Origin of the sequence: Actinopolymorpha cephalotaxi, from assembly GCF_013408535.1 — a bacterium.
Taxonomy (GTDB): domain Bacteria; phylum Actinomycetota; class Actinomycetes; order Propionibacteriales; family Actinopolymorphaceae; genus Actinopolymorpha; species Actinopolymorpha cephalotaxi.
The window spans coordinates 5,888,935-5,914,596 of the sequence record NZ_JACBZA010000001.1 but is presented as its reverse complement, the minus strand read 5'-3'; the positions used below and the strand labels follow the sequence as shown (position 1 = coordinate 5,914,596).

The following is a 25,662-nucleotide window of genomic DNA, read 5'->3' as shown; positions in this document are numbered from 1 at the left end:
CTGAGCGTGGACCCCGTGCGCAATCCCTACGCACCCGGCGCCGGCCAGCGTCCTCCCGAGCTGGCCGGCCGCGACCGTGAGGTACGCCAGTTCGAGGTGGTGCTCGAACGCGTCGCCGCGGGCCGGCCCGAACGCAGCCTCGTCCTGTCCGGGCTGCGCGGCGTGGGCAAGACCGTCCTGCTGAACGCGCTTCGGTCGCTGGCCCTGAGTCGGGCGTGGGGCACCGGAAAGGTCGAGGCCCGTCCCGACCGGTCGATCCGGCTGCCGATCGCGCAGGCGCTGCACGCGGCCAGCCGCGAGCTCACCCCGCGCCACCGCGACCCCGAACGCGCGGACGACTTCCTCGGCGTCCTCAAGGCGTTCGCGCTGGAGACGTCGGTGAAGGACCGCAAGGGGGTTCGCTGGCGGCCGCCGTACGACGTGCCCGCCACCCGCGGCCGGGCCGACTCCGGCGACCTCGAGCTCGACCTCACCGAACTCTTCACCGCCGCCGGTGAGCTCGCCCGCGACCTCGGCGTGGGCGTCGCGGTCTTCGTCGACGAGATGCAGGACATCCAGCCCGCCGAGCTCGCCGCGCTGTGCGGCGCCTGCCACGAGATCAGCCAGCGCGGCGTGGCGTTCGTGGTGGTCGGCGCCGGTCTGCCGCACCTGCCGACCGCGCTGTCGGCGAGCAAGTCCTACGCCGAACGCCTGTTCCGCTACGTCTCGGTGGACCGGCTGGGCCGCGACGCCGCCGACCGGGCGCTGACCGTTCCCGCGCAGACCGAGGACGTGGAGTTCGAGCCGGCGGCGCTGGACGCGCTGCACGACGTCACCGACGGCTATCCGTACTTCGTCCAGGCGTTCGGCAAGGCCACCTGGGACGTCGCGCCGCGTAGCCCGATCTGCGCCGACGACGTCAAGGTCGCGGCGCCGGAGGCGGAGGCGGAGCTCGCGGTCGGCTTCTTCGGTTCGCGGTACGAACGCGCCACCCCGGCCGAACGGGAGTACATGCGGGCGATGGCCGAGCTCGGTGCCGAACGCGCCGACCGGCCGGTGCCCACCGCGGACGTCGCCGCGCTGCTCGGCCGCAGGCCGCAGAGCCTGTCACCGGCGCGGGACGGGCTGATCAAGAAGGGCCTGGTGTACGCCGCGGAGCGTGGTTCGGTCGCGTTCACCGTCCCGCACTTCGGCGCATTCCTGCGTTCCCAGCACAGCTGAGGCGGGACTCCGATCCGCGGGGCGGGCCCTTGGGGGTGGTGCCCGGCAGACTGGCGTCGCGAACCCAACCCGGCACCCGGAGGTCGGCCGCCATGCTGCAGACGAATTTCTCCCGCTTCCTCGGCCTGAGCTATCCCATCGTCGGTGCGCCGATGGCCGGCCCCGGCAGTGGCCGGCTCGCCTCCGTCATCAGTGGCGCCGGGGCCCTCGGCATGGTCGGCGTGGGCAGCCGCGCGACACGGAAGTGGGTGCGCGGCCAGCTCGACGCCGCGTCCTCGATGGGCCAGCGGCGGTGGGGCGTCGGCGTGCAGGTGTGGGCTCTGCCGGACCAGCCCGGCGTGATGGACGAGATCGAGATCGCCCGGCCCGCGATCGTCTCGCTGTCGTTCGGCGACCCCGCTCCCTACATCGACCAGGTCCATCGAGCCGGCGCGCTGGCCGCCTCCCAGGTCAACTCGGTCGCCGACGCGCGGAAGGCGGTCGACGCGGGCGTCGACGTGGTGGTGGTCCAGGGTGCGGAGGCCGGCGGCCATCACGCCGGTCAGGTGGCGACGCTTCCCCTGCTGCAGGGCGTGTTGGAGGCCGTCGAGTACGACGACGTCTACGTCCTCGCCGGCGGTGGGATCGGCACGGGTCGCGGGCTGGCGGCGGTGCTCGCCGCGGGTGCGCAGGCGGGCTGGATCGGTACGGCGTTTCTCGCCACACCCGAGGCGGAGAGCCCGCTGCTGGCCAAGATGGCGGTGCTCTCGGCCAAGGAGACCGACACGATCCACACCAGGGTGTTCGACTTGGTCGGCGGAGTCGGCTGGCCCGAACGCTATCCGGGCCGGGCCCTGAGCAACCCCTTCGCCCGCACCTGGGATCCACGGGAGGCCGAGCTCGCCGAGTGGGCGCAGTCGGCCGACCCGGAGTCCGCCGGCAAGCTGGCTGCTGTCAAGGAGGAGTTGACAAAGGCCACGAAGGCGGAGGACTACCACGTCGCGGTGGTCTACGCCGGGCAGGCGGCCGGCCTGGTGCACGACGAACGCCGGGCCGCCGAGGTGGTGCGTTCCATCGGCGACGACGCCGAACGCCACATGCGGGCCGCCGCCGAGCTGTGTGTCCCCGACGAGCGATACCTCGGGTGACGCCAGGTTGCGCAGGCGTCGGTGAGAAGACGTACGGCGGTGAGAAGACGTACGGCGGTGAGACGAAACCCGGTGTGCGCCGGATGAGGGCTTGGCGATCCTCGGCCTGTCGCGGGTGCCGATCCGGGTAGGCTCGCGGCCGTCCGGCAAGACGGCGGCACGACGATGATGACGAGGCTCCCGTAGATGCGCTGTGCACGTTGCGGCTACGACAACCCCGACAACCCTCGTACGTGTGCGCGGTGTGGGTTGGCACTGGCCGATTCGTCCGACCCGGCAGGTGACCGGACAGGCGACCCGACAGGCGATCCTGCGGCCGACCTCCGGGGCCGCGACGTGTCCGACCCGGCGGAGGGGACCCGTCCGTCTCCCATCCAGCCGTCGTGGCGGCGACCGGCCGAAGCGCCGGCCGAATCGCCACCGTGGTCGGGATCCGTCGATGCCGCACCCTGGCAGACTCCGCCGCGGCGCGGGACCCCGCCGAGCCGTCCCGCCACCGACCCACCGGCGGCGTCGCCCGCGACCGGAGGTTCACCCGTCGCGGCGGATCCGCCGAGAGCGGCGTCCGGCCAGCAGCCGAATACGCTCGGCCGGGTGCTCGTCGTCCTGCTCATTGTCGAGGTCGTGCTCGCGGTGGTCTACGCGATCTTCTCGCTCGGTCCTCGCCGGGGAGTCTTCGCGGCACTCGCCGCCGATCCGGCCGGGGTGGGCCGCGCGGAGGCTACGGCCAGCGACCGGACCAACCTCGTGCTGTTCACCGCCCTCGGACTCTGCACCGTCGCGGCGGTGGCGCTGGGTGCCTGGTGGGCGAGCCGGGCCGCCCGGGCGAGCCGATCGGGACCGGTGCGCTGGGGTCCGGCCTGGTGGGTCGTCACGATCGTGGCCGCCGTCCTGATCGCCGCCGCGCTGGTCCTGCACGCCGGCGGGGACACCGGCCGGATAGCCACCGGCTATGTGCTCCTCGGTCTGGGGTGCGTACTCGTCGCCGGTTCAGCCGCGTGGGCACTGCGGGTCGTACGCCGGAACAGTCGGCACAGCACGTCCCACCCCGGCGGAACCGGCGGAACCGGCGCGGTCGGTGCGGCCGGGGGAAACGAGCAGGTGGGTTCAGGCTCCGAGCGGGGCCGGACCGGCCCGGACAGCGAAGGTCCCGGCCACCTGGTGCGGTGACCGGGACCATCGCCGTTGCCGTACTGCGGACGACACGAGCGACCTACTGAAAGATCGTGGTGTTGCTGCGCTCGGTCGCGGTGTAGTTGTCGTGGACGTTCTGGACGGCCACGTGCAGCTGGTCGAGAACGCCGTTGAGCTCCCGGATCGCCTTCTCCCACTGGGCCTTCGCGTCCCAGTAGGCGGTCTTCGCGTCGCCGTCCCACTCCTGGAGCTTGGCCTCGAGGGCCTTCTCCAGGTCGTTGGTCTCGTCCTCGACACCGCGGTAGGCGAGCCGCAGGTTGGACTGGAGGTCGAGCAGCGCCTGGCTGTTCCACCTGGTCAAATCACTCATGAACGTGAACCTCCCGTGCAGGTAGGGCGTGCTGAACTTCTCGGACGTGCATCAGGTCGGGCCGTGATCAGGTCGGACAGTGATCAGGTCAGGCCGTTGAGGAGCTGGTCGATCTTGTTGACGCCCTCCTCCTGCTGCTGCTCCGTCGCCTCGTAGCTCATGCGCGCGGCGCCCATCTTCTCCCGCAGGTCGTTCAGGGCGTCGCAGACCGTCAGGAACTTCTCGTCGAAGGTGCCCATCACCCGGGTGAAGGTGGTGGCGGCGTTGCCTTCCCACTGGCCGGCGGCTTCCCTGCTGTAGTCCTGCAGCTTGCCCTTGATGCCGACAATGACGTCGAACGAGTCGCCCACACGCTGGGCGGCCTCGGCCATCGCAGCTCTGTCTTGCGACGCTGCTCCTCCCACACCTACCTCCTCCGTCAGCCCGGTCCTGCCGGGCGGTGTCGACCGGCGCCTCGTGGCGCCGATCCGCGATGTCGCGTGCGTTCCGCTCGACCGCGGTCCCCGTGTCAACCGCGGTGCTGGGAGATCGTCGGCTGGTTGGAACCCGACGCGAGAACACGCTAACGCGAAACGAGGTTTGGCCGGGAGCGGGAAATCTTCGACTGTGGATAACTCCTCCCGCGGACCACTTCACGAAGGCAGCCGGGCGGCATCGGCGGCGGGATTCTTCCGCGGAAGAATCCCGCATCGGCCCGGCCCGCGTCGTGCACGCGGGTGGGCGGACTCCCGCTACCTGACGGCTCCCCTACTTGCCGGGCTCCGGTGCGAAACGTTCGGCGCGGTAGGCGGCCTGCTGGGAGAGCGCGGGTCCGGTCGGGATGAGGTTCAGCAGCGTCGGGGGCACCGGCAGCGGGTGCGCGTCGGCATAGCCGAGCCGGGTCAGGGTGTCGGTGTCGGGCACCGGGAACTTCACTCCGGACTCGGTGACGAGGTAGTAGCCGGACGGCCGTACGCCCGGAGCCGGGAGCAACGCGGCGAGCGCACCACCACCGGGCGGCACGAGCACCCGTGGCGTGGACGGGTCCGACCCGTTCGGCCCGCTCGACCCCGTCGACCCGTCCGGCCCGGCACCCGCCGGGAGGGTCCCGCCGGTGGTGAGGTGCATCCGGGCGCGGTCGCCGGCCCGGTCGTTGTCGTACCACAGGCACAGCGGGGCGTCCGGTCTCGACGGGGCGGCCAGCCGTGGCGGTGTCGGCGGGAGGTCCTTCACCTGCAGGTCGTCGTCGGTGGGCGAGGTGTGCGCGAGGACGACGCTGAACGCGATCTCGGTGAAGGTGCTCTGCGCCTGGCCGCTTCCGTCGGTGGCCGCGCCGGTGCCGAGCAGGATCTTCGCCTGTACGGCACTGAGCCGGGCGAACCCGTCGGCGGTCATCACGTAGTAGCGGTCGGGGTCCGGGGTGTGGAAGAGCTGGCCGATCGTGGTGGACCCGCCGCCGGTGGACACCGGGCTGGACTCCCCGCGGCGGGGTACGACGGGACCGGCGAGATCCTGCCCGGCCGGCAGTGCCCGCAGCCACGCCGAGCTGACGGGTACGGCGGCCGAGGTGGAGTAGCCCAGGCTCGCCAGCGGGCGTTCACCGACGGCGAGCCGCCGCCCGTGCCAGACGAGGTGGTCGCCGCCGTCCGGGCCGCGCACCAGCAGGGCGGCCTCACCGACCCGGCGGCCGCCGACCGACTTCTCCGGCGTACCGATCAGCACCGTGACCCTCGGCGTTCCTGCCGCGTCGCCACTCTCGCCGGCGACCGCCGTCGCGCACATCGCCCACGGCGCGGACCGGATGCTGGAGGCGAGGGGCACCGACGTGGGCGCCTGCGCGATCCCGATCTCCGGGCCGCGGGGGATCCCGGCGAGCGACTCCCGGCTCACCGACACCTTCTTCATCCCGCTGCCGCGGATCAGCAGCGCGGACGTGGTGTTGCGTACCGGCACCAGGATCATGTTCGCGTCGTCCCCGCCGCCCTGCCCGCCCTGGCCGCCCTGCCCCGGCGCCTGCGGCGTCTGCGGTGTCTGGCCCGGCTGTTGCGCGGTGGACCCGCCGGAGTCGAGGACCGAGCGCGGCAGGTAGAGGTAGAGCGCGCCGGTCTCCTTCTCCACGATCACCGAGGACGACGCGTCGTTCTTCCAGCGGGTGGACGAGCTGTTGCCCAGCCAGGCGTACAACGCCACTCCCGCGCACGCCAGCGCGCCGACCATGATGCCCGCGAACGTCGAGGTGGTGACCCGGCGCATCGGATGCTCGATCGCCTCCGGGTCGTTGCCGAGCATGGCCGCGAGCACCCTGCGTCCGAGGTAGCGGTACGCCTGGAGCTGGTCGCGTCGGGTCTGCATCGTGGTGGGGTTCCTCGCGGACGGCGCTGCGCGGTCACTGCCGGGATACTTCCGAAAAACTTCTGAGGGCACATCAGGGGGCGTCACGGTCGCAGGTCGATCGGCCTCGCCGCCCCCGGCGGTTCCCGAGTCCGCGACACTACGATATTCCGGCGAGCCGCGACCACCGCGGCGCAGCCCGCGCGGGCCGCACCCCACGGGTGTGCCTGACGTCCACGGGAGGAGGGGTCCGGTGTCCGCTGTCCGCACCCCGCAACCAGCCGCTCGCACCGGTTCGTCCCCGGCGAACGGCCGCAGGCGCGACCGCCGGGACCGCCGCGACGACCGGCGAGCCGACTCGCCGGGAGGTCCGCGGCGACGGGTCCGGCTGCGGCGTTCCTACCCCGGGCGCCACCTGGGTGCCCTCCCCGTCGCCACGCTCGTGGCGTGGCAGGTCGCGGTGGGTCTGCTCGCCGCCGGGGTGGCCGTGGGCGGCGTGCTGCTGGTGCTCGGCGCAGTGGTGTTCCTCGCGGTCGTGCTCGGCACCGCGGTGTGGTGGAACGGCCGCCCGCTGTGGCGCTGGCTGGCGGTGTGGACGCGGTTTCGCCGGCGCAACGCCCAGGCCGCACCGGGCCCACCCCACGATCCGGGCCTCGCACCGCTGCGGGAATGGCTGCCGGCGTTCGAGCTGTCCGCGGTCGCCGGCCGCCGTGGCGAACGCCCGGCCGGGGTCGCCCACGACGGCACCGGCTACGTCGTCGTCCTCGGCCCGCGCGGTGACGACCTGATCGCCTCCGCCGACCCCGTCCGTGTCCCGTTGGGCGCGCTGGCCAACGTCGGCGACGCCGAGGGGGTCCGGCTCGCCTCCGCGCAACTGCTCGTCCGCACCCTGCCGGCGCCCGCGCCGACGTTGGGTGCCTACGCCGCCCAGCTCGGCGCGTCGTACGCCGAGATCAGCGGCCGGTCCACCCCGGCGGCGACGTCCTGGTGGGTCGCCCTCCGGCTGGAGCCGAGCCGGGACGGCACGTCGGTGACGCTGGACGGAACCGACGTGGACGCGGTGAGCAGGGCGCTGCGTACCACCGTCGGCTGGGCAACCAAGGTGCTGTCCTCCTCCGGGCTGCCCTGCCGTCCGCTGGACGAGTCGGAGCTACGCGAGGTCCTCGACCTCACCCTCGGCGTCGACGCCCAGCGCGCGACCGGCGCCCCCCGCGAGCGGCGTACGACCGAGTCCTGGCGCGGCTGGAGCTGCGACGGTGCCGCCCACGTCAGCGGCTGGCTGCGGAGCTGGCCGCGGACGGGGATTCCGTCGCTGTCCCGCGTGCTGGCGGCGATGGCCGGGCTGCCGGTCCAGTCCGCCGTCGCCTCGCTCGCCCTCACCTGGGCGCCGGACCGGACCGTGCGGACCACCACGTTCGTACGGGTGGTGGCCGACGACGCCAAGCTCGCGCGTACGGCGTTCCGTCAGCTCACCAAGGCAGGTGCCCGGTCCCGGATCGGGATCGTCCGGCTGGACGGCGAGCAGACCCCCGGCCTGATCGCCACGATCCCGATGGGAGGCGGCGCCCGGTGACCCGCCGAACACACCAGCCGCACCCGACCCACCTCCCCCAGGTGCAGGCGCACGAGACCCGGGTGGACGACCTCGACGACACCACGCTCACGCTGCCGCCGGCCGGGCTGGTGCTGGGTTCGGGGAAGGCCGGCGCGCTGGTCGTCCGGCTGTTCCGCAGCGACCCGGTGCGCATCTGCGTGGTGTCCCGCGGCCGGCTGGCCCAGCTCGTCGCCTACCGCGCGATCGCGGTCGGCGCCCACGTCACCGTGGTCACCGACGCGGTGGCCGCCTGGGGTCGGCTGGTGGCGGCGGTTCCGCGCGGGCCGTCCTGGCTGACGGTGCTGCCGACGGGTGCGCGGGTGAGCGCCACCGGCAGCCTCGCCCGGCCGTCGCTGGTCATCGACGCCACCCGCGACCACCAGGCGCTGCCGCGGTGGGAGCAGGGCGACTGGCAGACGTTCATCTCGGTGCAGACCGACCTCGAGCCCACCGACGAGCAGCGGCTGCGGTCCTCGGACCTGCTGATCGCGCAGCGGGTGGAGCCGCCCGCCGCCGACGTGGCCCGGCGTGGCTTCGGCCTGGCCAGGGACCGCGCCGGCTGGCTCACCCAGATGCCGCCGGACGTCGTCGCCGTGGCGGCCGCCGGCCAGCTGGCGTTCGGGCAGCTCGGGCTGAGCGGCACGGAGCAACGGTTGTTTGGCGGCCACTGACCGCGCCGAGGGCCGAGGGCCGACGGCCGCCGGGCCGAAGACTCAGGAACTCAGGACAGCAGGGCGATGATCGCGTCGTACACGCCCATCGCACCGAACGCCAGCGGCACGACCGTGAGCAGGACCAGCACCTCGAACAGGTCGGTGTAGCGGGCCCAGTACGGCGACAGCCGCCGGCCCGGGGCGTTGACCGCCCAGGCGCCGAGTGCGGCGGCGACGAGCAGGCACGGGACGCCCACCGCGAGGACCGTGCCGGCTCCCGCCCCTCCGGTCGCCAGCCGCCAGACCAGCAGCGCGGCGCAGGCCACCCCGCCGCACACCAGCCACCGCCGGTGCGTACGGCCCCGGAAGTGCCGCGACCGAAGGACCAACGCCAGCCCGGTGACACCGACCAGCGCCGGGCCGAACCAGCCCGGCTGCCGGGTGAGGTAGACCGCGCCGACCGCGCACACCGTGGTGGTGGCGGCGATCAGCGCGGCCACCAGCCGGTCGGCGACGACGGCCTGCTGCAGGACGGTCGGCCCCGGCAGCACGCCGGACTGCCGGCGCAGGTCCTCCGAACTGGTCGGCAGCTGGGGCAGCGGTAGCTGGGCGAGCCGGGCGCAGATCGTCGGCAGGAACGGCATCAGGCCCAGGGCGAGCGCCACCGTGGCGGCGGCGACCACCCCGGCGGAGGCGGACAGGACCAGCACCGCCGCCGCGGCGAGTGCGCCGACCAGCGCGATCGCCGCGACTCCGAGGAAGCCGTCCCATCCGGCCGCCACCGCGAACGCCGAGACCGTCGCCAGCACCAGCACCAGCGCGCACCCGACCAGTGCCTGCGGTGCGCCGAAGTCGCCGAGCCGGTGGTCGCCGCCGAGAACGAGCAGGCCGCCGACGCCGGCGTAGCCGACCCCCGCCGCGGCCAGCAGCACGCCGGCGTCCGGCTGACCGAAGGCCCGCGACATCGCCGTACCGCCGCCGACCAGGCCGACCGCGGCGACCACCGCCACCACCGACTGGAGCACCCAGGAGGGTCCGGTGGTCAGCGCCACCAGCGCGCCCAGCGCGAAGAACGTGCCGGCCACCGCCAGGGCGGTCGTCCGTGCGTCGGACGGCTGCCAGGCGGCCCGCCGCTCCCGGGTGGCCACCGCGACCGCGTCGGCCACGTCGTCGAACGCGAACTCCGGGATGGCCCCCTCGCGGTGGCGCAGGTGGAGCACGTCGCCGTCGCGTACGCCCAGGCCGGACAGGTGCAGCGACGGGTCGAAGGAGGACTCGCCGAGCCGCTGCAGCACCCACCCGCCGCGCAGGAAGGCCGGGTCGTCGGGGTTCTCCCCGGCGTACCGCAGCAGGGTCGGCAACAGGTCGGCCAGCGGGGTGTCGGTGGGCAGGGCGAGGTCCATCCGGGTGCGCGGGGCGACGACGGTGACGCGGCAGAGCTCCACGCCGCTGTTCGCGTCCACTGTTGATCTCCTCATCGCGCTGGGGCAGCCTGGAGCGGAGGGCCTGGCCGACGCCCGAGTGGGCTGTCCGTGCCGGGTCGTATTGTCTGCCATTGTCCGACACCCACCGACCGCACATCCACCGCACCCGACGGTCCGGCTGAGAGGGGTTGCGCAGTGAGCACGGTGCTCTACCGTCGCCCCGGCCGTCGGCAGCCGCCGGCGATGCCCAAGGGGGAGGTGCTGTTCGAGGCGCCGCCGGAGCTGCCCGAGGCGACGCCCGGCGGGGCGATGCAGAAGATGTTCGGCATCCTGCCCATGCTCGGCGGCGGCGCGGTGATGGCGTTCATGCTGTCCAGCGGCTCCACCGGCAACAACTCCATGCGGCTGCTGATGAGCGGCACGATGGCCGTGTCCATGGTGGGGATGTACGTCAGCCAGCTCGGCAGCGGTGGCAAGAACGGCGAGCGCAAGCACCAGGTCGACGGCAGCCGGCGCGACTATCTCCGCTACCTCGGCCAGCTCCGCAGACGGGTCCGCACCGCCGCCAACCGGCAGCGCGAGGCGCTGGAGTGGCGCTATCCCGAGCCCGACAGCCTGTGGGTGCTGCCGCTGAGCCGGCGGCTGTGGGAACGCCGGCCGGCCGACCGCGACTTCGGGCACGTACGCGTCGCCAAGGGCGTCCAGCGGTTCGTCCTGCAGCTGATCGCGCCGGAGACCAAGCCGGTGGAGGATCTCGAGCCCGTCGCCGCGGGCGCCCTGCGCCGGTTCATCGCCACCTACCGCACCGTTCCCGACGTGCCGGTCGCCGTGTCCCTGCGCGGTTTCGCGCACGTACGCCTGGACGGCGACCCGCAGGCGGTCCGCGGCCTGGCCCGGGCGATGGTCGCGCACCTCGCCGCCTTCCACGCGCCGCACGAGTTCGTCGTCGCGTCCTGCCTGGCGCCGGACCGGCGGGCCGACTGGGACTGGCTCAAGTGGCTGCCGCACGCGTTGCACCCCACCGCCACCGACGGCGCCGGCCAGGTGCGGCTGGTCACCTCGTCGCTGGTCGAGCTCGAACGCCTGCTGGCGCCCGAGCTGGCCAACCGCCCGTTCTTCTCCGCCAACGGCAAGCCGCTCACCGACCAGCCGCACGTGGTCGTCCTGGTCGACGGCGGGCACGCCAGCACCGACTCGCGGTTCCTCAGCGCGCCGGCGCAGGGCGTGACGGTGATCGACCTCACCGGCAACGCCGTCCGCCGGTCCGGCGACGGCGTGATGCGGCTGCGGCTCACCGCCGACCAGGTGTTCCACGTCGCCGCGAGTTCCGACGACGACCTGGACACGGGCGGCAAGGAGAGCCTGCTCGGCCGGCCCGACGAGCTGACCGTGGCCCAGGCCGAGTCGTTCGCCCGCCAGCTCGCCCCGCTGCGGTCGGCGCTGGTCGGGCCGACCGGCGTGGTCGAGGAGCAGGCGGAGGTGGAGGAGGAGAAGCCGCAGTACGAGTTGGAGCTGATGAGCCTGCTCGGCATCCCCGACGCCAACCACCTCGACCCCGACGTCATCTGGCAACCGCGGCCGCGCCACGACCGGTTGCGCATCCCGTTCGGGCTCACCCCCGACGGCCAGCCGGTGGAGCTGGACATCAAGGAGTCCGCCCAGGGCGGTATGGGCCCGCACGGCCTGGTCATCGGCGCCACCGGCTCGGGCAAGAGCGAGGTGCTGCGCACGTTCGTGCTCGGCCTGGCCGTCACGCACTCCCCCGACGCGCTCAACCTCGTCCTCGTCGACTTCAAGGGCGGCGCGACGTTCCTCGGCCTGGACAGCCTGCCGCACGTCTCCGCGGTCATCACCAACCTCGAGGAGGAGCTGATCCTGGTCGACCGGATGCAGGACGCCCTGGCCGGTGAGCTGAACCGCCGCCAGGAGCTGCTCCGGCAGGCCGGCAACTACGGCTCGCTGCGCGACTACGAGGACGACCGCGCCAAGGGCAAGCCGCTGGAGCCGATGCCGTCGCTGTGGATCGTGGTCGACGAGTTCAGCGAGCTGCTGTCGGCGAAGCCGGAGTTCATCGAGCTGTTCGTGATGATCGGCCGGCTCGGCCGCAGCCTCGGTGTCCACCTGCTGCTGGCCTCCCAGCGGCTGGAGGAGGGCAAGCTGCGCGGGCTCGACACCCACCTGTCCTACCGCGTCGGCCTGCGGACCTTCTCCGCCGGTGAGAGCCGGGTCGTGCTCGGCGTCCCCGACGCCTACGAGCTGCCGCGCGAGCCCGGCGGCGGTTACCTCAAGGTCGGTACGGAAGGGCTGGTCCGCTTCAAGGCCGCCTACGTCGGTGGGACGTACGAGCCGTCGGCGCTGGCCGCCGGACCGGGACGCAAGCCGCCGCCGAAGCCGGGCGAGCGGCGCTGGGTGCCGCGGATCACCGCCTACACCACCGACTACGTCGAGCCCGAGATCGTGCAGGTGCCGGTGGATCCGGAGCCGGAGGAGGTGCCGGCCTACCCCCAGCAGGAGCGGCCCGAGGCTCGGGTGCTGATCGACCTGGTGGTCGACCAGTTGAGGTCCATGGGCCGGGCCGCGCACCAGGTGTGGCTGCCTCCGCTGGACACGCCTCCGACGCTCGACTCGCTCCTGCCCGGCCCGCTCACGGTCAGCCCCGACAACGGCCTGACCGTCGACTGGGAGGGCCGTGGGTTGCTGCGCGCCCCGGTCGCGCTGGTGGACAAGCCGTACTACCAGCGCCGGGACCCGATGTGGCTCGACCTGGCCGGGGCGGGCGGGCACGTCGGCATCGTCGGCGGCCCGCAGTCCGGCAAGAGCACGCTGCTGCGCAGCCTGATCGCGTCGTACTCCCTCACCCACCGGCTCGACGAGGTGGCGTTCTACTGCCTGGACTTCGGCGGCGGCACACTGTCGGCCCTGCTCGGGCTGCCGCACGTGGGTGGGGTCGCGACCCGGCTCGACGCGGACGCGATCCGGCGCACCGTCGGCGAGCTGACCACCCTGCTGGAGCAGCGCGAGCGCGCCTTCACCGACGCCGGCATCGACTCGATCGCCACCTACCGCCGGATGCGCCGGTCGGGCCGGATCCAGCCGGACCGGTTCGCCGCCGACGTGTTCCTCGTCGTCGACGGGTGGGGGACGGTCCGGGCCGACCACGAGGCCGTCGAGTCCGCGGTCACCACGCTGGCCGCCCGCGGGCTCGGGTTCGGCATCCACGTGGTCGCCACGGCCAACAAGTGGTCGGAGTTCCGGATGGCGATCAAGGACCTCATCCAGACCCGGCTGGAGCTGAAGGTCGGCGACCCGTACGACTCCGAGATCGACCGCAGGGCCGCTGCCAACGTCCCCGCCAACCGGCCGGGCCGCGGGCTCTCGCCGGAGCAACTGCACTTCCTCGGCGCGCTGCCCCGCATCGACGGGGCGGAGGACGCCGAGGACGTCGCCGAAGGTGTGCACGCGATGGTCGCCGCGATTGCTGACGCCTGGCAGGGGCCGGCGGCGCCGCCGGTGCGGCTGCTGCCGGAGGAGCTTCCGCTGCAGCGCCTGCCGCAGGTGGGTGCCGACCCGCGGCCGGGTGTCCCCATCGGCATCGACGAGGACGAGCTGGCGCCGGTCTACCTCAACCTCGACGAGGAGCCGCACCTGGTGGTGTTCGGGTCCAACGAGTGCGGCAAGTCCAACCTGCTGGAGGTCATCGCCCGCGGCGTCGTCGACCGGCACCCGCCCAACGAGGCGCGGCTGATCATGATCGACTACCGCCGTGCGCTGCTGGACGCGGTGAGCGGTGACCACCTGATCGGGTACGCCGCGTCCTCCGACGCCGCGACATCGCTGCTCAAGGACGTCGGCGCGGCCCTGCGTAAGCGGCTGCCCGGTCCGGACGTCACCCCCGAGCAGCTGCGCAACCGGTCCTGGTGGCAGGGCTCGGACCTCTACCTCATCGTGGACGACTACGAGCTGGTCGCCACCTCCTCCGGCAACCCGCTCGCTCCGATCACCGACCTGGTGAGCCAGGCCCGCGACATCGGCCTGCACGTGATCATCGCCCGTGGCTTCGGCGGCGCCGGCCGGGTGATGTACGACCCGATCGTCCAGCGCATCCGGGACATGGGCAACCCGGGCCTGATCATGTCCGGCAGCAAGGAGGAGGGCCAGCTGTGGGGTGGAGTCCGGGGTGCGCCGCTGCCGCCCGGCCGCGGCACGCTGGTGAGCCGCCGTCTCGGCACCCGGCTGATCCAGACCGCGTACGTCAAGAGCACCACCGACGAGCCGCTCCCCTGACCGGCCCTGCTGGGGGCACGCCCTAGCGGCCGGCGCCGGCGTCCGCGTCCGGGCCGGGGCGCCAGCCGCGAGCCCGCCCCCGCCGGGCCACCGTGACCCCGGCGAGCACGAGCAGCGTGAGGGCGACCGCGCCACCGCCGACGCCGAGCGCGACCGTGCGCGGCGTGGAGTCGGTCGCGGCGAGCGAGGGAAGCGGCGCGATCGCCGGACCGGTCTCCGGCCGCCGGGTGGTTTCAGGCTCGGGGAGCAGCTGCGTCAGCGCCTCGTACGGATTGACCATCCCGTAGCCGTAGCTTCGGTCCGGAAGGTCCAGGCCCGGATGGTCGGCGGTGTCCTCGATCAGCCGCTTGACCTGCACCGGCGTCAGCTTGTGGTGGTACTTCTCCACCAGCAGCGCGGCGAGACCGGTGACGAACGGCGCCGCGAAGCTCGTCCCCTGCTGTCCTCGCTGGTAGTTGCTCACCGGAGCGGTGCTGGTGAGGTTGGTGCCGGGTGCGACGACGGACACCGGGACCGACGTGGTGCTGAAGTCGGCGACCTTGCCCTGCTCGTCGACCGCGCCGACCACGATCAGGCCCTCGTACCCCTTCTCCGCCGCGAACTCCGCCGGCCACTGTTCGGCGTTGCCCTGGTTGCCCCCGGTGTTCCCGGCGGCGGTGACCACCACCACACCCTTGTCCAGGGCGTGGCGGACGGCTCGCCCGAGCGGGTCGTACTCGTTGCCGGTGACGACGGACACGTTGATGACGTCGGCGCCGTTGTCGGCGGCGTACCGGATGCCGTCGGCGAGCGCGGCGGCCGAACCCTGCTCCGGTCCGGGCGCGACCCGTACGGACAGGATGGAGGCGAGTGGTGCCACGCCGCGCAGTCCGGCCCCCGGCATCTCCCGGGCGGCGATGATGCCCGCGACGAGGGTGCCGTGGCCGGTCGGTGCGCAGTCGCGCCACGGCGGGATCGGGGTGTCCTCGTCCTGCACGAAGCTGGCCGCGTGCGGCGCGCGGGAGGACGTGAGCTGGCGGCTGCGGAAGTCGACGCCGGTGTCGACCACGGCGACGGTGACGCCGCGCCCGGTGGCGAAGGGGGTCAGCCGGTCCAGTTGGAGGCGGCTCTGTGCCCAGGGCTGCCCGGCGTCGGCCGCGGGACCGGCGAACTGGTTTCGGCAGTCGTTGTTCTGGTAGCGGCTGGGGTTGACCGGCGCGTTCCCCTCACCGGCGCCGTCTCCGGTGTCCCCCGTATCTCCGGTGTCCCCGGGGTCCTCGCCGGTCCGCGACGTGGCCGGCGGGGTGGGAGACTTCGGCGGCGTCCGGCTCGCGGTGGGGGTGGGCGTGGGGTTCGGCGCGGCGGCCACCGGCGTCGGCGCGGCCGCCGCCGGAACCAGGATGGCGAGGCCCAGTGCCAGCGCGGGTAGGATTCCCGCTGCTCGCATGGTCCGGCCGTTCGCCCACGTCACACTGGGCGAGATTACCGGGCGTCGCCGGGTGTCTCGTTGGAGCCGTCCACAGCCAAACCCGGGTGGTGCCGGGTGGTCCGGCGTGCTGATCTGAGCGCCCGTCCTCCCTGGCCACATCCGGAAAACCACCGCCTGTGACCCCGTGTGCGCTCCCCGGACAACTCCTTGCCATGGCCGGTGAGGGTTTCCGCCCCTGTCGGTGCGGGAAGCAAAGCGTCATGCCTACGCGGGATGGCACGGCACAAAGGTGTGGCGAGCGGAGGTCTAAGGAGAAGGCGTGACAGTGGTATCCGTCGAGAGTTCGACGACCTCCACCGCCTTGGTGCTGCCGTTCGAGGTCGCCAGCGCCCGGACGGCACGGCGGCGACTGGCCGCCGACCTCCGCGGCGCCGGCATCGCGTCCGACGAGGTACACGACGCGGTCCTCGTACTCAGCGAACTCGTCGGCAACGCCCTCCGGCACGCGCGGCCCCTTGCCACCGGAGCGTTGCGGGTGACGTGGAGGCGGCATCCGCACCAGCTCGAGGTGAGTGTCACCGACGGCGGCGGGCCGACCGAGCCCCGCCCGCTGGAGTTGCCGGCGTCCGCCCTGGGCGGCCGCGGTCTCGCGATCGTCGACGACCTTTCCGCGCGGTGGGGTGTACGCCGCGGCGACCGCACCACCACCGTGTACGCCGTGCTCGACATGACGCCCAGCCTCGACATGACGCCCAGCACCGGCCGGGGCTGACCCACAGGTGCGGGTCCGAGGTCGACTCGGCCCAGGTGTCCCACTTCGAATCACGACCCGGAACACCTAGGCTCGTGCCGTGTCCGGTCCCATGTCCACGCAGCCGGCCCGGGTGGCGGTCGTCATCCCCGCACGGGACGAGGCCGCGCGGGTGGCCGCGACCGTCCGCGCCGCCGGGAAGGTTCCCGCTGTCGACCTGGTGGTCGTGGTCGACGACGGCTCCAGGGACGCCACCGCCGTGTGTGCGCAGGAGGCCGGCGCCGTCGTCGTCGGCCATCACCGTCCACGCGGCAAGGCCGCGGCACTGGCCACCGGTGCGCAGGCGGTCTCGGCGATCGAGGCGCGGGAGAACCCTTCCGAACCACGGCACCTGCTCTTCCTGGACGCGGACCTGGCCGAGACTGCCGCCCGGGCGGAGCCGCTGGTCCGCCCGGTGCTGGACGGCACCGCCGACCTCACCATCGCGGTGATGCCGCCGCAGACCGCCGGACCCGGCGGCGGGCACGGCTTCGTCGTCCGGCTCGCGCGGGCCGGCATCGACCGGGCCACCGGATGGCAGGCCAGCCAGCCGTTGTGCGGCCAACGCTGCCTGAGCCGGCCCGCGCTGGACGCCGCCGGCCCGCTGGCCCGCGGGTTCGGGGTCGAGGTGGGGATGACGATCGACCTGCTGCGCAGGGGGTTCCGGGTCGCGGAGGTGCCGGTCGACTTCCAGCACCGGGTGACCGGCGCCGACCTGCGGGGGCAGCTTCACCGCGGCCGGCAGTGGCTGCACGTCGCCGAGGCGCTGGCCCGGCGGGGAGTCGTACCCCTCTCGGCCGTTCCCACGCTTCCGGCGTTCGCGACGACCACCGCCCGCCGCGCCTCGGACGCGCCACCCAGCGGCCCGGAGGCCGATGCCGATGCCGGCCCGGACGCCGGCGCCGATCCTCCCCGTCGTGACCGACGTACGAACTGACGGGGCCGACCGGGCCGACAGTGCCGACCTGGCCGGCGGTGCCGGCCGGGCGGGCCGGCTCGCGGTGCTCGGTCTGGGCGCGAGCGTGGCGCTGTTCACCGTCACCGGACTTCTCGGCCCGTCCGTCGTCGCGCTCACCCTGCCCCAGCGCGCGGCATGGCGGCCGCCGTACTGGTTCGACACGCATCCGCCGCCCTGGCTGGTGGTCACGCTCGCGCTGACCGGCCTGGCCGTGGGCGCCCTCGGGCTGTGCGCCGGTCTGCGGGCGGTCTCCGCCGGATGGAAGCCGAGCCCGCGGCGGCTGGCGGCGCTCGGGATCGCCGGGGTGACCGCGTTGACCCTGGTGCCGCCGATGGCCTCCGGGGACGTCCTGATGTACGCCGCGTACGGCCGGATCGCGGCCCGCGGCGGGGACCCGTACCTCACCGCGCCGGCCGAGTATCTGCTGAGCGCACCCGACCCGGTGGTCGCGGCGACCGAACGGCCGTGGCAGACCGCGACCTCCGTCTACGGCCCGGTGGGCACCTGGCTGCAGCAGGCGGCGGCCTGGCTGGGCGGCGGTTCCACCCAGGCCACGGTCCTCGGCCTGCAGGTCACGAACTCGCTGGCGTTCGTCGCCGTCGGGCTGCTGGCGGTACGGCTGGCCGGGCGGGCGCCGCGGGCCCGCACCCGCGCCGTGCTGTGCGTCCTCGCCAACCCGGTGCTGGCCTGGCTGGTGATCGCGGGCGCGCACAACGACGCCCAGGCGGTGGTGTTCGCGGTGGCCGCGCTGGTGGTGGTCCGCCGCTCGCCGTTCGCGGCCGGGATGCTGGTCGGACTCGGCGGCGCGGTGAAGCTCACCGTCGGGCTGTACGGGCTGGCGCTGCTGTGGGCGCTGCGCCGGTCGCCACGAGCGGCGGCGGCCCTGTGCGCCGGGTCGCTGCTCACGCTCGCCGGGACGTACGTCTTCGCCGGGCCGCACGTGTTCGACCGGGTGCTGGCGGCGCCGAGTTTCGTGTCGTCGGGTACGCCGTGGCGGTTGCTGTTCGGGCCGCTGTACCTGTTCGTGATGCCGATGCCCGCCGCCCGTGCGGTCATCGCCGTCGCCTCCGCGGTGACGACGGTGCTGCTCGCGGCGTTGTTGTGGCGGGCGGTTCCGCCCGCGGTGCGCGGGCCGGTGACGGGAGCGATACGGGGACGGCCGGCGGACTCGGCGGGCGACCCGGCGGCCGATCCGACACCGGAGGCGGTCCGGGTGGCTGCCGTACTCTGCCTGGCCTGGGTGTTCACCACGCAGTACAGCCTGCCGTGGTACGACCTGCTCGCCTGGGCGCCGCTGGCCGGGCTGGCCGCCGGCCGGCTGGACTCGATGGTGCTCGCCCGCACGGCGATGATGGCCGCGGCGTACGTGCCGGGCCGGGTGGTCGACCTGCCGGCCGCGGTCGGCTTCGTGACCGACCGGATCCGCGACACGGTGACGCCGCTGGTGCAGATCGCGATCCTGGTGTGGCTGGTTCGCTGGTGCCTGTCCCACCGCGACCGGCCGCCGGCCGTTGAGGGCGTACTGCCGACCGGTGAGGACGTACGAACGCGGCCCGAGCGCCTGCCTACCTCGGGAGGTGCCGGGTCAGGAACTCCCTGAACGTCAGCATCCCCGGGTGCCGCTCCCGGAGGGCCGCGATGTCGGCCTGGTAGCCCGCCTCGGCGAACCACTCGTACATCCGCGACTCGACCGGCTCCGCCCGCCAGCGCGTGCGGACGCCGGTGACCTCCTCGAACGCCGCCGCGATCTCGGGCAGGGTGAGCGCGTCCCCGGCGAGCTCGAGCTGCCGGCCGAGGTAGACGTCGGGGTGGTCGAACGCGTCGGCGGCGAACCACCCGATGTCGTCGGCCGCGACCAGCTGCAGCGGCCGGTCGGGGCGCAACGGCAGGTTGACGACGCGTTCGCCGTCGGCCACGTCGAAATAGAGCAGGTTGTTCATGAAGTACACCGGGCGGAGGATCGTCGCGGGCAGACCCAGCCGCGCGATGTGGCGTTCGACCTCGGCCTTGGTCTCGAAGTGGTCGACTCCGGTGTGGCGTTCGGCGCCCCCGACCGAGCTGTAGACCAGCTGCGAGACCCCGGTCTGCGCGGCCAGGTCGGCGACCGCCGTGCCCTGGCGTACTTCCGCGGCCAGTTGTTCGGCGCCGATCGCCAGCGGCTGCACGCTGAACACCCCGTGCGCGCCGGTCATCGCCGCCCGCAGGGCGTCGGTGTCGTCGAGGTCGCCGGTCGCCAGCTCGGCGCCCAGGTCGGCGAGGGCGCGGGCCGCGGGCTTGGCCGGGTCGCGGACGTACGCCCGCACCGGCCAGCCGCGGTCGAGCAGGGCCCGTGCGGCGGCTCCGCCCTGGTTGCCGGTCGCTCCGGTGACCAGGATGCTGCGGCTCTCGGGCACGGCGAACTCCTCGGGTGGACGGGGGATCGGCGGACGAAACCAGCCGCGGAAAATTGTCGCACGAATCGCCACCGGCGTTCGGCCTCGGCGCGTCGGTGGAAGTGGGTCTGCCATGACGGCACTCCTGGACACGCCGCCCCTGGCGAGGTGGCACGACCTCGCCCACGACCACGGCGTGGCCTGGACCGAGCTGGTTCTGGTCGCGGTCAACCTGTACGGCATCCGCACCCCGCTCGGCTCCCGGATCCGGTTACTGGTGCGGGTGGCCGGCGAGCGCGAGTCCCGCGTGGTCGTCGTACCCGCCGGCCGCCCGGACTCGCCGTTCGAACTCGTCGAGGACCGGCTGTGCGTCGACGGCCGGACGCTCGCCCGGGTCGAACGCCGCGCCGTGGACGACGCGGTGCCGGGCTACCTGCGCTGCTGGGACGGCCGCCGCTGGCGGGCCGCCACGCTCAACCCGAACGCCCGCAGCCGCTGCACCGGGTGCGCGTTCTGCCCCACGACGCTGGAGGACGCGGTCGATCCCCGGCTGCGGCTGGAGGACGAGATCGCTGCCCTGCTTGCGGGTCTGGCCGCGCAGTTGCCGCCCGGCGGATCTCTGCGCGACCTCGACGAGGTGACCATCTCCACCGGTTGTTTCCACACCGAAGAGGCCGCGCTCACCCACCTGCGGACGGTGCGCCGGGTGCTCACCGAGCACGGTCTGTCGCCCCGGATCGGCCTGCTGACCTCGGTCCTGCGCAGCTCGGAGGCGTTCGCCGAGATCACCGCCGAGATCGGGCCGTTCCTGCTGTTCCTCACCGCCGAGTGCGCGTCGCGCCGGGACGTGCTGCTGAAGGCGAGCAAGGCGAGCTTGACACCGGAGGAGATGCCCGGCCTGCTGGCCCGGGCGCGGGCGGCCGGCCTGCAGACGTCGTTCACCTACGTCGTGGGCCTGGATCCGTACCCGGTGATGCGCGACTTCCTGCGCACGCTGCTCCCGCACTGCACGGTGTTCCCGTCCGTGCAGGTCTACCAGTCGCACACGCCGCTGATGGACCTGCTGCGCGCCGGGGACGCCGGCGACCTGGCGTACTACCTCGACATCCGGCGCGAGATCGAACGCACCGCCGCACCGCGCGGCCTGGTCCCCGAGCGATGGCGGTGCTACCGGCCGCTGTGGTACTCGACGTACGCGGGCCGTGCGCTGACCGGACCGTGCCGATGAGCGGCTCCACCCGGACGGCCGGGACAGCCGGGACGGCCGGGCCCACGCGGATCGCGGTGCGCGGGCAGCGTCACGACCACGCGGGAGCGACGGCGTACGTGCTGGACCGCCGGCTCACCGGGTACGACAGCTACCGCCCGGCGGTGTTGTTGCTCACCGAGTCGCGGCCCGCGGAACCCCCGGCGGGCTCGACGCGGGTGACGTGCCGGGCGGTGCGGGTGCGGGTGCTGACGCTGGACGACGTGACCCTGGTCAGCCCGCTGGGAGCGAGCGGCGCGGCTGCCGGGCCGGGGACACACCCGCGCCCGGACCCGGACTCGTTGCCGGAGTCGTGGGAGGGGACGCTCGTCCTGCCGGAGGGCCGGCGTCAGGTGAACGTCCCGGCCGACCTGGCCGCCGCCCTCGCCGGCGCGGGCATCGACGCCGACGAGGTGGGCGAGGCGCACCTTCGGCACTTGGTGGGGTACGTCAACGAGGCCGGCCCCGGACGGACGCGCGCGGCCCGGGTGAGCGCCGCCGTGACCGCCGTACGCCGTGAGGTCGGCGGCTGACTGCCGACGGCTTACCGACCGGAGCTCCTCAGCGGCAGAACAGCTCGAACGACACCGCCGGCCGACCGCCGAACCGCTCCGCCGCGCTCTGCACGTGGGTGGTGAGGTGCTCCCGGGCGTACTCCACCGGGTCCCGGCCGTCCAGCGCCGAGATGTAGGCGCGGTGTTCGGCGAGCGAGGCCACCGCGCGGTCGAGGGTGGCGGTGACGTCGACGGCGTGCGAGACGTACGGGGAGGAGGCCACCGCGACGTAGCGGACGCCGTCCCACGGCTCGAGTCCCTCGTCGAGGAGTTCGGGGAAGATCCACCGGTTGCCGGCATCGCCCGCGGCGTCCAGCACGGCCCGGCCGACCGCACGGTGGTCGGGGGTGTTCCAGCTGCCCGGCATCCCCCAGCTGTCGTGGTGGTTCAGGGTCACCAGGAGTTCGGGCCGGTGCCGGCGGATCGCCCGGGCGAGGTCGCGGCGCAGCCGCGGACCCTCCTCGATGACGCCGTCGGCGTGGTCGAGGAACTGCACACTGTCGACCCCGACGACCCTGGCGCTGGCGCGCTGCTCGCGTTCGCGGACCTTCTCGGCCTCCGCGGGCGAGAGGTTGTCGATGCCCGCCTCGCCGCGGGTCACCAGCAGGTAGCTGACCTCGTGGCCGGCGGCGGTCCAGCCGGCGATCGCACCGGCCGCGCCGTACTCCAGGTCGTCCGGATGCGCGACGATCGCCAGGCAGCGCTCCCAGTCGGTTGGCATCGGCTCGAAGTCCGGCTGCTCGGTCATGGAGACCCTTTCCTGGTCGGCTGGTGTGGTTCGGCGTCCCAACGTACCCACCCGACCGTGCGCTTCGCCGTCGCACGGATACTGGCCCGGTGACCGAACCCGACCTTCCCGGCGAGGAGTCCGGCCTGCCCGCGCAAGGCGAGGTTGACGAGGCTCCCGATCCGATGGCGGCGGTGCGCTGGTGGCGTACGCACTGGCGCAACCTCGCGTGGATCGGTCAGGCGGAGCGCGACGACGACGAGCCGTGGGCGCTGCCGCTGGTGGTCCGGGTGGAGAAGAAGAGCCTGCCGACCCATGAGGACGCGCTTGCGGCGTCGGCGCTGGCCGTCGTACGGCTGCTGGCCGACCGCGACAGCGCGCCGGGCGGGCCGTGGCACGCCGACCTCGAACGCTGGATGGACGGCCGGATCCGCAAGGTCGTACGCCGGGCACGGGGAATTCGATGGGTCGAGGTGGACCGGATGGCAGGGGTCACCGCGCGGTCCGGCGGCGCGGAGGTGCGCGCGCTGACCCCGCACCCGGTGGCCCGGCCGCCGGTGGAGGTGTCGAAGCTGCAGGTGGAGGGGCTGGACCTGGCGCCCGCCGAGGACGCCGAGGACGCCGAGGCCGGTGAGGCCGAGCAGGGTGGCGAGCAGGCCGGTGGGCCGATGCTGTCGATCGTGCTCGCGCCGGGCGTACGGATGTCGACCGGAAAGGCCTGCGCCCAGGTCGGGCACGCCGCGCACCTCGCGCTCCTCGAACTCGACGAGCAGACCGTCTCCGCCTGGGCTGCCGCGGACTTCCCACTGCGGGTCGTGACGGCGACCCCGGCGCGCTGGCGCCGCATCGTCGACGGCGAGGTGGCCGCAGCGACGGTCCGCGACGCCGGTTACACCGAGGTCGAGCCGGGCACCTGCACCTGCGCCGCCACCTTCGACCGGCCCGACCCAGTTTCCTGACCGAACTACACCAGAAGACGGCGACGTCATACGCCGTCGCTTGGACAGTTGGATGTCTTGACGGCGACTTGGAGTACCGAAACGGACACAGCGGGTTAAAATGGGTGATACTGTCCCCGTCCATGGAAACTCTCGACCCGGATCGGGTAGTGGAACAGTTCGCACCTGTGGTCGAGCCGCTTCATCGAAGTGTGGTGGCCGGAGTCCGCGAAGCGTCGCGAACTCTCGGACGGCTGCGGCTTCTGGGCGCCCAATATGCCTACCTGCACTCTCACCTCGCCAGAGCGATCGCGCACGAGGCTTTCGCGCACGAACCCGAGCACGGCAGGTGGCGACTGGTGGGTTACCACGGCCAGAATGGCGCGTTCTGGCTGTCCGACGACCGGTGGACTGCTCGGGTTCTGCATTCCACCAGCGAGAAAGACGTCCCCAGTGCTGGACCCAACGGTGCGCGCCAAGCCTTCTATACCAATCAGCACCTGTTCCGCATGGAAGCCGATGCTCTGGTGGAGCGCCATGATTTCCTGGTGCTGTGGCGCCGGCATCTCCGAACCGAAGAGGTGCTTCTTCGGCTGGTGCACACGCTGGAGCCGTGGCCGCACGGCACAAAGCCCCGGATCGACCTGAGCATGCCGCTCCTTCCGGATGTGGACGAGTTCAGGGGACTAGTCTTCGTACCCAGGGAAGATCCGGACGCCGGGTCGATCACCCTGCCAGAAGAGGAGCTCCAAGAGGAGACGGATCATGGGGATGACCTTCTTCGCTGAGAGGCTCCGGTCGGCAAGGCTTCTCCTCGGCCTTGACAACTCCGAGCTGTCGGTGGCAGCGAGACTCGATCACTCCGTGGTCACTGCGATCGAACGCGGGCAGTGTCCACTCACGGTTGACAGTGCCGAAGCGGTAGCCCGGGTCACTCAACTTCCGTTGTCGTTCTTTGCCGTACGTTCCGCAGAGGTGCCGCGTGATTCCCTTCGGCTCCCGGAGGACGGAGATCTGTCGGCGAGGATGCGTGACCGGATTCGTCAGTTGTTCGCAGAAGCGCTGAGAGTCACTGAGGTCCTCTTCGAGGAAACGCGTTATTCACTACCTCGCCTGCCGGTTGAAGCCACGTCCGCAGATCGCCTTTCCGGAGACCGGATCGAGAGTGTCGCGGAGCATGTGCGCGCCGCGTTGGGGCTGGGGCCTGACGGGCACGTGCCGTACGTGATGCGGGCGCTCGAACGTCACGGCGTCGCCGTGGCGCCGTTGATCCTGCCCGGATCGACTGACGCGCAGTGCCTTGCGCCCGGTCACTTCGGTGTGTCTTTCTGGTCCGGCTTCGACGGCCCGGCGCTCGTTGGCTTCTTTCCCGGCGCCAGGCCGGACAGGGACAGGTTCACGCTGGCGCACGAACTCGGCCACCTGGTGTTGCACTCACGACGGCACAGCGTCGACGCCGAGTGGGAGGCGAACAGGTTCGCATCGGCATTTCTGATACCCGCTCATCGTGCCGCGGAGATCTTCGGCCCCGATGCAACGCTGATCGACTTCGCGCGAGCAAAGGCGGAGTGGGGTCTGTCCATTCAGGCGCTGATCGTCCGAGCGGCGGAGCTGGGGTTGATCGGCGCGGACCGCGCGGCTTCCTTGTGCGAGGAGCTTCGTGTACGCGGGTGGCGGCATTCCGAGCCCGTCGAGGTTGTCGCGGAGGAACCGGTCCTGTTGTGGCGGATGCTGGTCAACCGGTTTGGGCCATCTCCGTACCGCTCCTCGATGGCAGCAGAAAGACTGGGACTTCCACCGTTCGTCCTGCGTGCACTGGCACCGGAACCTACCCACGCGGCGGCGGTGCCGCCCCCGTCAGGTCAGGTTCACCAGCTGCGTCATCGCTGAGCACGTGGGCCGCGTGGCCGAGCGCCGCGCGCAGGCTGTCCGGGCCGGTGTAGGTGAGTCCCTGCATGCCGAGTGCCTGGGCCGCCTCGACGTTGCCGGGCTGGTCGTCGACGAACAGGCAGCGGGCAGGGTCCTCGCCGACGACCGTGGCGGCGTACTGGAACACCCGCGGGTCGGGTTTCACCACCCCGATCCGGGAGGTGTTGACCACCGCGTCCAGGTGCGGGGCGATCCCGAGCGCGTCGAGGTCGCGTTCCAGCCGGGTGGTCGCGTTGGACACCAGGACGACGGGCACGTGCGTACGCACCGCGACGAGCAGGTCGAGCACCTCCTGGTCGACTCTGCCGACGTGCGCGGACCACCCGTCGACCGCCGCCTGGGCGCGGGTGCGCGACCCGAGGCGTTCGGCGAGGTCGCCGACCACGGCCGCTCGCCACTGTTCGTCGCTGACCTGGCCGGTGATCGCGGGGAGCAGCCGGTCGGGAGCGAACGCGGCCGCCGCCAGCGCGCCGGCGGGCAGGCCGTTGGCGGCTTCGGCGTCGGTGAGCTCGGCGTCCCAGATCCGGAGTACGCCGTCCAGGTCGCACAGGAGCGCGTCGAAGGTCAGGTCCAAGGTCGACTGGTGCACGGCCGCGATGATCCCACGAGGGCGGGTTTCGAAGCACGCCAGCGGACGGCGGGGG

The 25,662-nt window shown here is 73.0% G+C and carries 22 protein-coding genes; 14 read left to right on the top strand and 8 right to left on the bottom strand.

Annotated features, from left to right (window positions below):
* Nucleotides 1-6: 6 nt before the first annotated feature.
* The 3 genes from FHR37_RS26325 (at nt 7) to FHR37_RS26315 (ending at nt 3,497) form a co-directional block, all read left to right on the top strand.
* Nucleotides 7-1,200 carry an ATP-binding protein gene (locus FHR37_RS26325; protein WP_092883866.1) on the top strand — a complete coding sequence of 398 codons (1,194 nt, stop codon included), beginning with the start codon at nt 7-9 and terminating at the stop codon, nt 1,198-1,200.
* Nucleotides 1,201-1,292: 92 nt separating this feature from the next.
* On the top strand, nt 1,293-2,327 hold the full coding sequence (locus FHR37_RS26320) for an NAD(P)H-dependent flavin oxidoreductase (protein ID WP_092883865.1): 1,035 nt from the start codon (nt 1,293-1,295) through the stop codon (nt 2,325-2,327).
* A gap of 594 nt (nt 2,328-2,921) precedes the next feature.
* Complete coding sequence (locus FHR37_RS26315) at nt 2,922-3,497, top strand: hypothetical protein (protein ID WP_092883864.1); 576 nt, start codon at nt 2,922-2,924, stop codon at nt 3,495-3,497.
* Between the two features lie 43 nt (nt 3,498-3,540).
* Here the strand turns inward: FHR37_RS26315 and FHR37_RS26310 are convergent, their stop codons facing one another.
* From FHR37_RS26310 to eccB, 3 genes are all read right to left on the bottom strand, one after another.
* The gene (locus FHR37_RS26310; RefSeq protein WP_092883863.1) at nt 3,541-3,831 is read right to left on the bottom strand and encodes a WXG100 family type VII secretion target; all 291 of its coding nucleotides are present in this window, start codon (nt 3,829-3,831) and stop codon (nt 3,541-3,543) included.
* Nucleotides 3,832-3,914: 83 nt separating this feature from the next.
* A complete protein-coding gene (locus FHR37_RS26305) occupies nt 3,915-4,202 on the bottom strand; it encodes a WXG100 family type VII secretion target (RefSeq protein ID WP_092651384.1) in 288 nt (95 codons plus the stop codon).
* 376 nt (nt 4,203-4,578) lie between these two features.
* Complete coding sequence (gene eccB, locus FHR37_RS26300) at nt 4,579-6,162, bottom strand: type VII secretion protein EccB (protein ID WP_092883862.1); 1,584 nt, start codon at nt 6,160-6,162, stop codon at nt 4,579-4,581.
* A 232-nt stretch (nt 6,163-6,394) separates the two neighbouring features.
* On the opposite strand from eccB, the gene FHR37_RS33325 reads away from it, so the two are divergent.
* Complete coding sequence (locus FHR37_RS33325) at nt 6,395-7,714, top strand: type VII secretion protein EccE (RefSeq protein WP_139238984.1); 1,320 nt, start codon at nt 6,395-6,397, stop codon at nt 7,712-7,714.
* Nucleotides 7,711-8,406, top strand: coding sequence for a hypothetical protein (locus FHR37_RS26290; protein ID WP_092883860.1), 696 nt, complete (start codon nt 7,711-7,713; stop codon nt 8,404-8,406). The genes FHR37_RS33325 and FHR37_RS26290 overlap by 4 nt, the downstream gene beginning before the upstream one ends.
* A 50-nt stretch (nt 8,407-8,456) precedes the next feature.
* Here FHR37_RS26290 and eccD read toward each other — a convergent pair whose 3' ends face one another.
* The gene (gene eccD / locus FHR37_RS26285) at nt 8,457-9,851 is read right to left on the bottom strand and encodes a type VII secretion integral membrane protein EccD (protein ID WP_175542545.1); all 1,395 of its coding nucleotides are present in this window, start codon (nt 9,849-9,851) and stop codon (nt 8,457-8,459) included.
* 156 nt (nt 9,852-10,007) lie between these two features.
* Between eccD and eccCa the strand changes: the two genes are divergently transcribed.
* The gene (gene eccCa / locus FHR37_RS26280) at nt 10,008-14,096 is read left to right on the top strand and encodes a type VII secretion protein EccCa (protein ID WP_092883858.1); all 4,089 of its coding nucleotides are present in this window, start codon (nt 10,008-10,010) and stop codon (nt 14,094-14,096) included.
* Nucleotides 14,097-14,118: 22 nt separating this feature from the next.
* Here the strand turns inward: eccCa and FHR37_RS26275 are convergent, their stop codons facing one another.
* Nucleotides 14,119-15,522 carry a S8 family serine peptidase gene (locus FHR37_RS26275; RefSeq protein WP_175542544.1) on the bottom strand — a complete coding sequence of 468 codons (1,404 nt, stop codon included), beginning with the start codon at nt 15,520-15,522 and terminating at the stop codon, nt 14,119-14,121.
* 301 nt (nt 15,523-15,823) lie between these two features.
* On the opposite strand from FHR37_RS26275, the gene FHR37_RS26270 reads away from it, so the two are divergent.
* From FHR37_RS26270 to mptB, 3 genes are all read left to right on the top strand, one after another.
* Entirely contained in the window at nt 15,824-16,276 is a 453-nt protein-coding gene (locus tag FHR37_RS26270) for an ATP-binding protein (RefSeq protein ID WP_092883856.1), read from the top strand.
* A 79-nt stretch (nt 16,277-16,355) separates the two neighbouring features.
* Nucleotides 16,356-17,231, top strand: coding sequence for a glycosyltransferase (locus tag FHR37_RS26265; protein WP_237768834.1), 876 nt, complete (start codon nt 16,356-16,358; stop codon nt 17,229-17,231).
* Nucleotides 17,212-18,852, top strand: coding sequence for a polyprenol phosphomannose-dependent alpha 1,6 mannosyltransferase MptB (gene mptB / locus FHR37_RS26260; RefSeq protein ID WP_139238983.1), 1,641 nt, complete (start codon nt 17,212-17,214; stop codon nt 18,850-18,852). The genes FHR37_RS26265 and mptB overlap by 20 nt, the downstream gene beginning before the upstream one ends.
* Here the strand turns inward: mptB and FHR37_RS26255 are convergent.
* Nucleotides 18,818-19,645, bottom strand: coding sequence for an NmrA/HSCARG family protein (locus tag FHR37_RS26255; protein WP_092883853.1), 828 nt, complete (start codon nt 19,643-19,645; stop codon nt 18,818-18,820). The genes mptB and FHR37_RS26255 overlap by 35 nt on opposite strands.
* A 112-nt stretch (nt 19,646-19,757) precedes the next feature.
* Between FHR37_RS26255 and FHR37_RS26250 the strand changes: the two genes are divergently transcribed.
* Both FHR37_RS26250 and FHR37_RS26245 read left to right on the top strand, forming a co-directional pair.
* Complete coding sequence (locus tag FHR37_RS26250; protein WP_092883852.1) at nt 19,758-20,852, top strand: hypothetical protein; 1,095 nt, start codon at nt 19,758-19,760, stop codon at nt 20,850-20,852.
* Nucleotides 20,849-21,403, top strand: a complete 555-nt coding sequence (locus FHR37_RS26245) for a hypothetical protein (protein WP_139238982.1) — start codon at nt 20,849-20,851, stop codon at nt 21,401-21,403. Before FHR37_RS26250 ends, FHR37_RS26245 begins: the two co-directional genes overlap by 4 nt.
* 28 nt (nt 21,404-21,431) lie before the next feature.
* Here FHR37_RS26245 and FHR37_RS26240 read toward each other — a convergent pair whose 3' ends face one another.
* Nucleotides 21,432-22,172, bottom strand: a complete 741-nt coding sequence (locus FHR37_RS26240; protein ID WP_092883850.1) for a PIG-L deacetylase family protein — start codon at nt 22,170-22,172, stop codon at nt 21,432-21,434.
* A gap of 89 nt (nt 22,173-22,261) precedes the next feature.
* Between FHR37_RS26240 and FHR37_RS33320 the strand changes: the two genes are divergently transcribed.
* The 3 genes from FHR37_RS33320 (at nt 22,262) to FHR37_RS26225 (ending at nt 24,979) form a co-directional block, all read left to right on the top strand.
* The gene (locus FHR37_RS33320; RefSeq protein ID WP_202818121.1) at nt 22,262-23,110 is read left to right on the top strand and encodes an aminoacyl-tRNA hydrolase; all 849 of its coding nucleotides are present in this window, start codon (nt 22,262-22,264) and stop codon (nt 23,108-23,110) included.
* 122 nt (nt 23,111-23,232) lie between these two features.
* Nucleotides 23,233-23,877 (top strand): hypothetical protein, encoded by a 645-nt coding sequence (locus FHR37_RS26230; RefSeq protein WP_139238981.1) that lies wholly within the window; start codon nt 23,233-23,235, stop codon nt 23,875-23,877.
* Nucleotides 23,855-24,979: an XRE family transcriptional regulator gene (locus FHR37_RS26225; protein ID WP_092883847.1), complete on the top strand. Its 1,125-nt coding sequence runs from the start codon at nt 23,855-23,857 to the stop codon at nt 24,977-24,979. The genes FHR37_RS26230 and FHR37_RS26225 overlap by 23 nt, the downstream gene beginning before the upstream one ends.
* Here the strand turns inward: FHR37_RS26225 and FHR37_RS26220 are convergent.
* Complete coding sequence (locus tag FHR37_RS26220) at nt 24,918-25,607, bottom strand: HAD family hydrolase (RefSeq protein ID WP_202818120.1); 690 nt, start codon at nt 25,605-25,607, stop codon at nt 24,918-24,920. The genes FHR37_RS26225 and FHR37_RS26220 overlap by 62 nt on opposite strands.
* Between the last annotated feature and the right edge of the window lie 55 nt (nt 25,608-25,662).

Bases quoted from the DNA above. Each gene is read 5' to 3' on its own strand.
- FHR37_RS26320 (WP_092883865.1), top strand. From the start codon at position 1,293: ATGCTGCAGACGAATTTCTCCCGCTTCCTCGGCCTGAGCTATCCCATC.
- FHR37_RS26310 (WP_092883863.1), bottom strand. From the start codon at position 3,831: ATGAGTGATTTGACCAGGTGGAACAGCCAGGCGCTGCTCGACCTCCAG.
- FHR37_RS26305 (WP_092651384.1), bottom strand. From the start codon at position 4,202: ATGGCCGAGGCCGCCCAGCGTGTGGGCGACTCGTTCGACGTCATTGTC.
- eccB (WP_092883862.1), bottom strand. From the start codon at position 6,162: ATGCAGACCCGACGCGACCAGCTCCAGGCGTACCGCTACCTCGGACGC.
- FHR37_RS26275 (WP_175542544.1), bottom strand. From the start codon at position 15,522: ATGCGAGCAGCGGGAATCCTACCCGCGCTGGCACTGGGCCTCGCCATC.
- FHR37_RS26250 (WP_092883852.1), top strand. From the start codon at position 19,758: ATGACGGCACTCCTGGACACGCCGCCCCTGGCGAGGTGGCACGACCTC.
- FHR37_RS26245 (WP_139238982.1), top strand. From the start codon at position 20,849: ATGAGCGGCTCCACCCGGACGGCCGGGACAGCCGGGACGGCCGGGCCC.
- FHR37_RS26240 (WP_092883850.1), bottom strand. From the start codon at position 22,172: ATGACCGAGCAGCCGGACTTCGAGCCGATGCCAACCGACTGGGAGCGC.
- FHR37_RS26230 (WP_139238981.1), top strand. From the start codon at position 23,233: ATGGAAACTCTCGACCCGGATCGGGTAGTGGAACAGTTCGCACCTGTG.
- FHR37_RS26225 (WP_092883847.1), top strand. From the start codon at position 23,855: ATGGGGATGACCTTCTTCGCTGAGAGGCTCCGGTCGGCAAGGCTTCTC.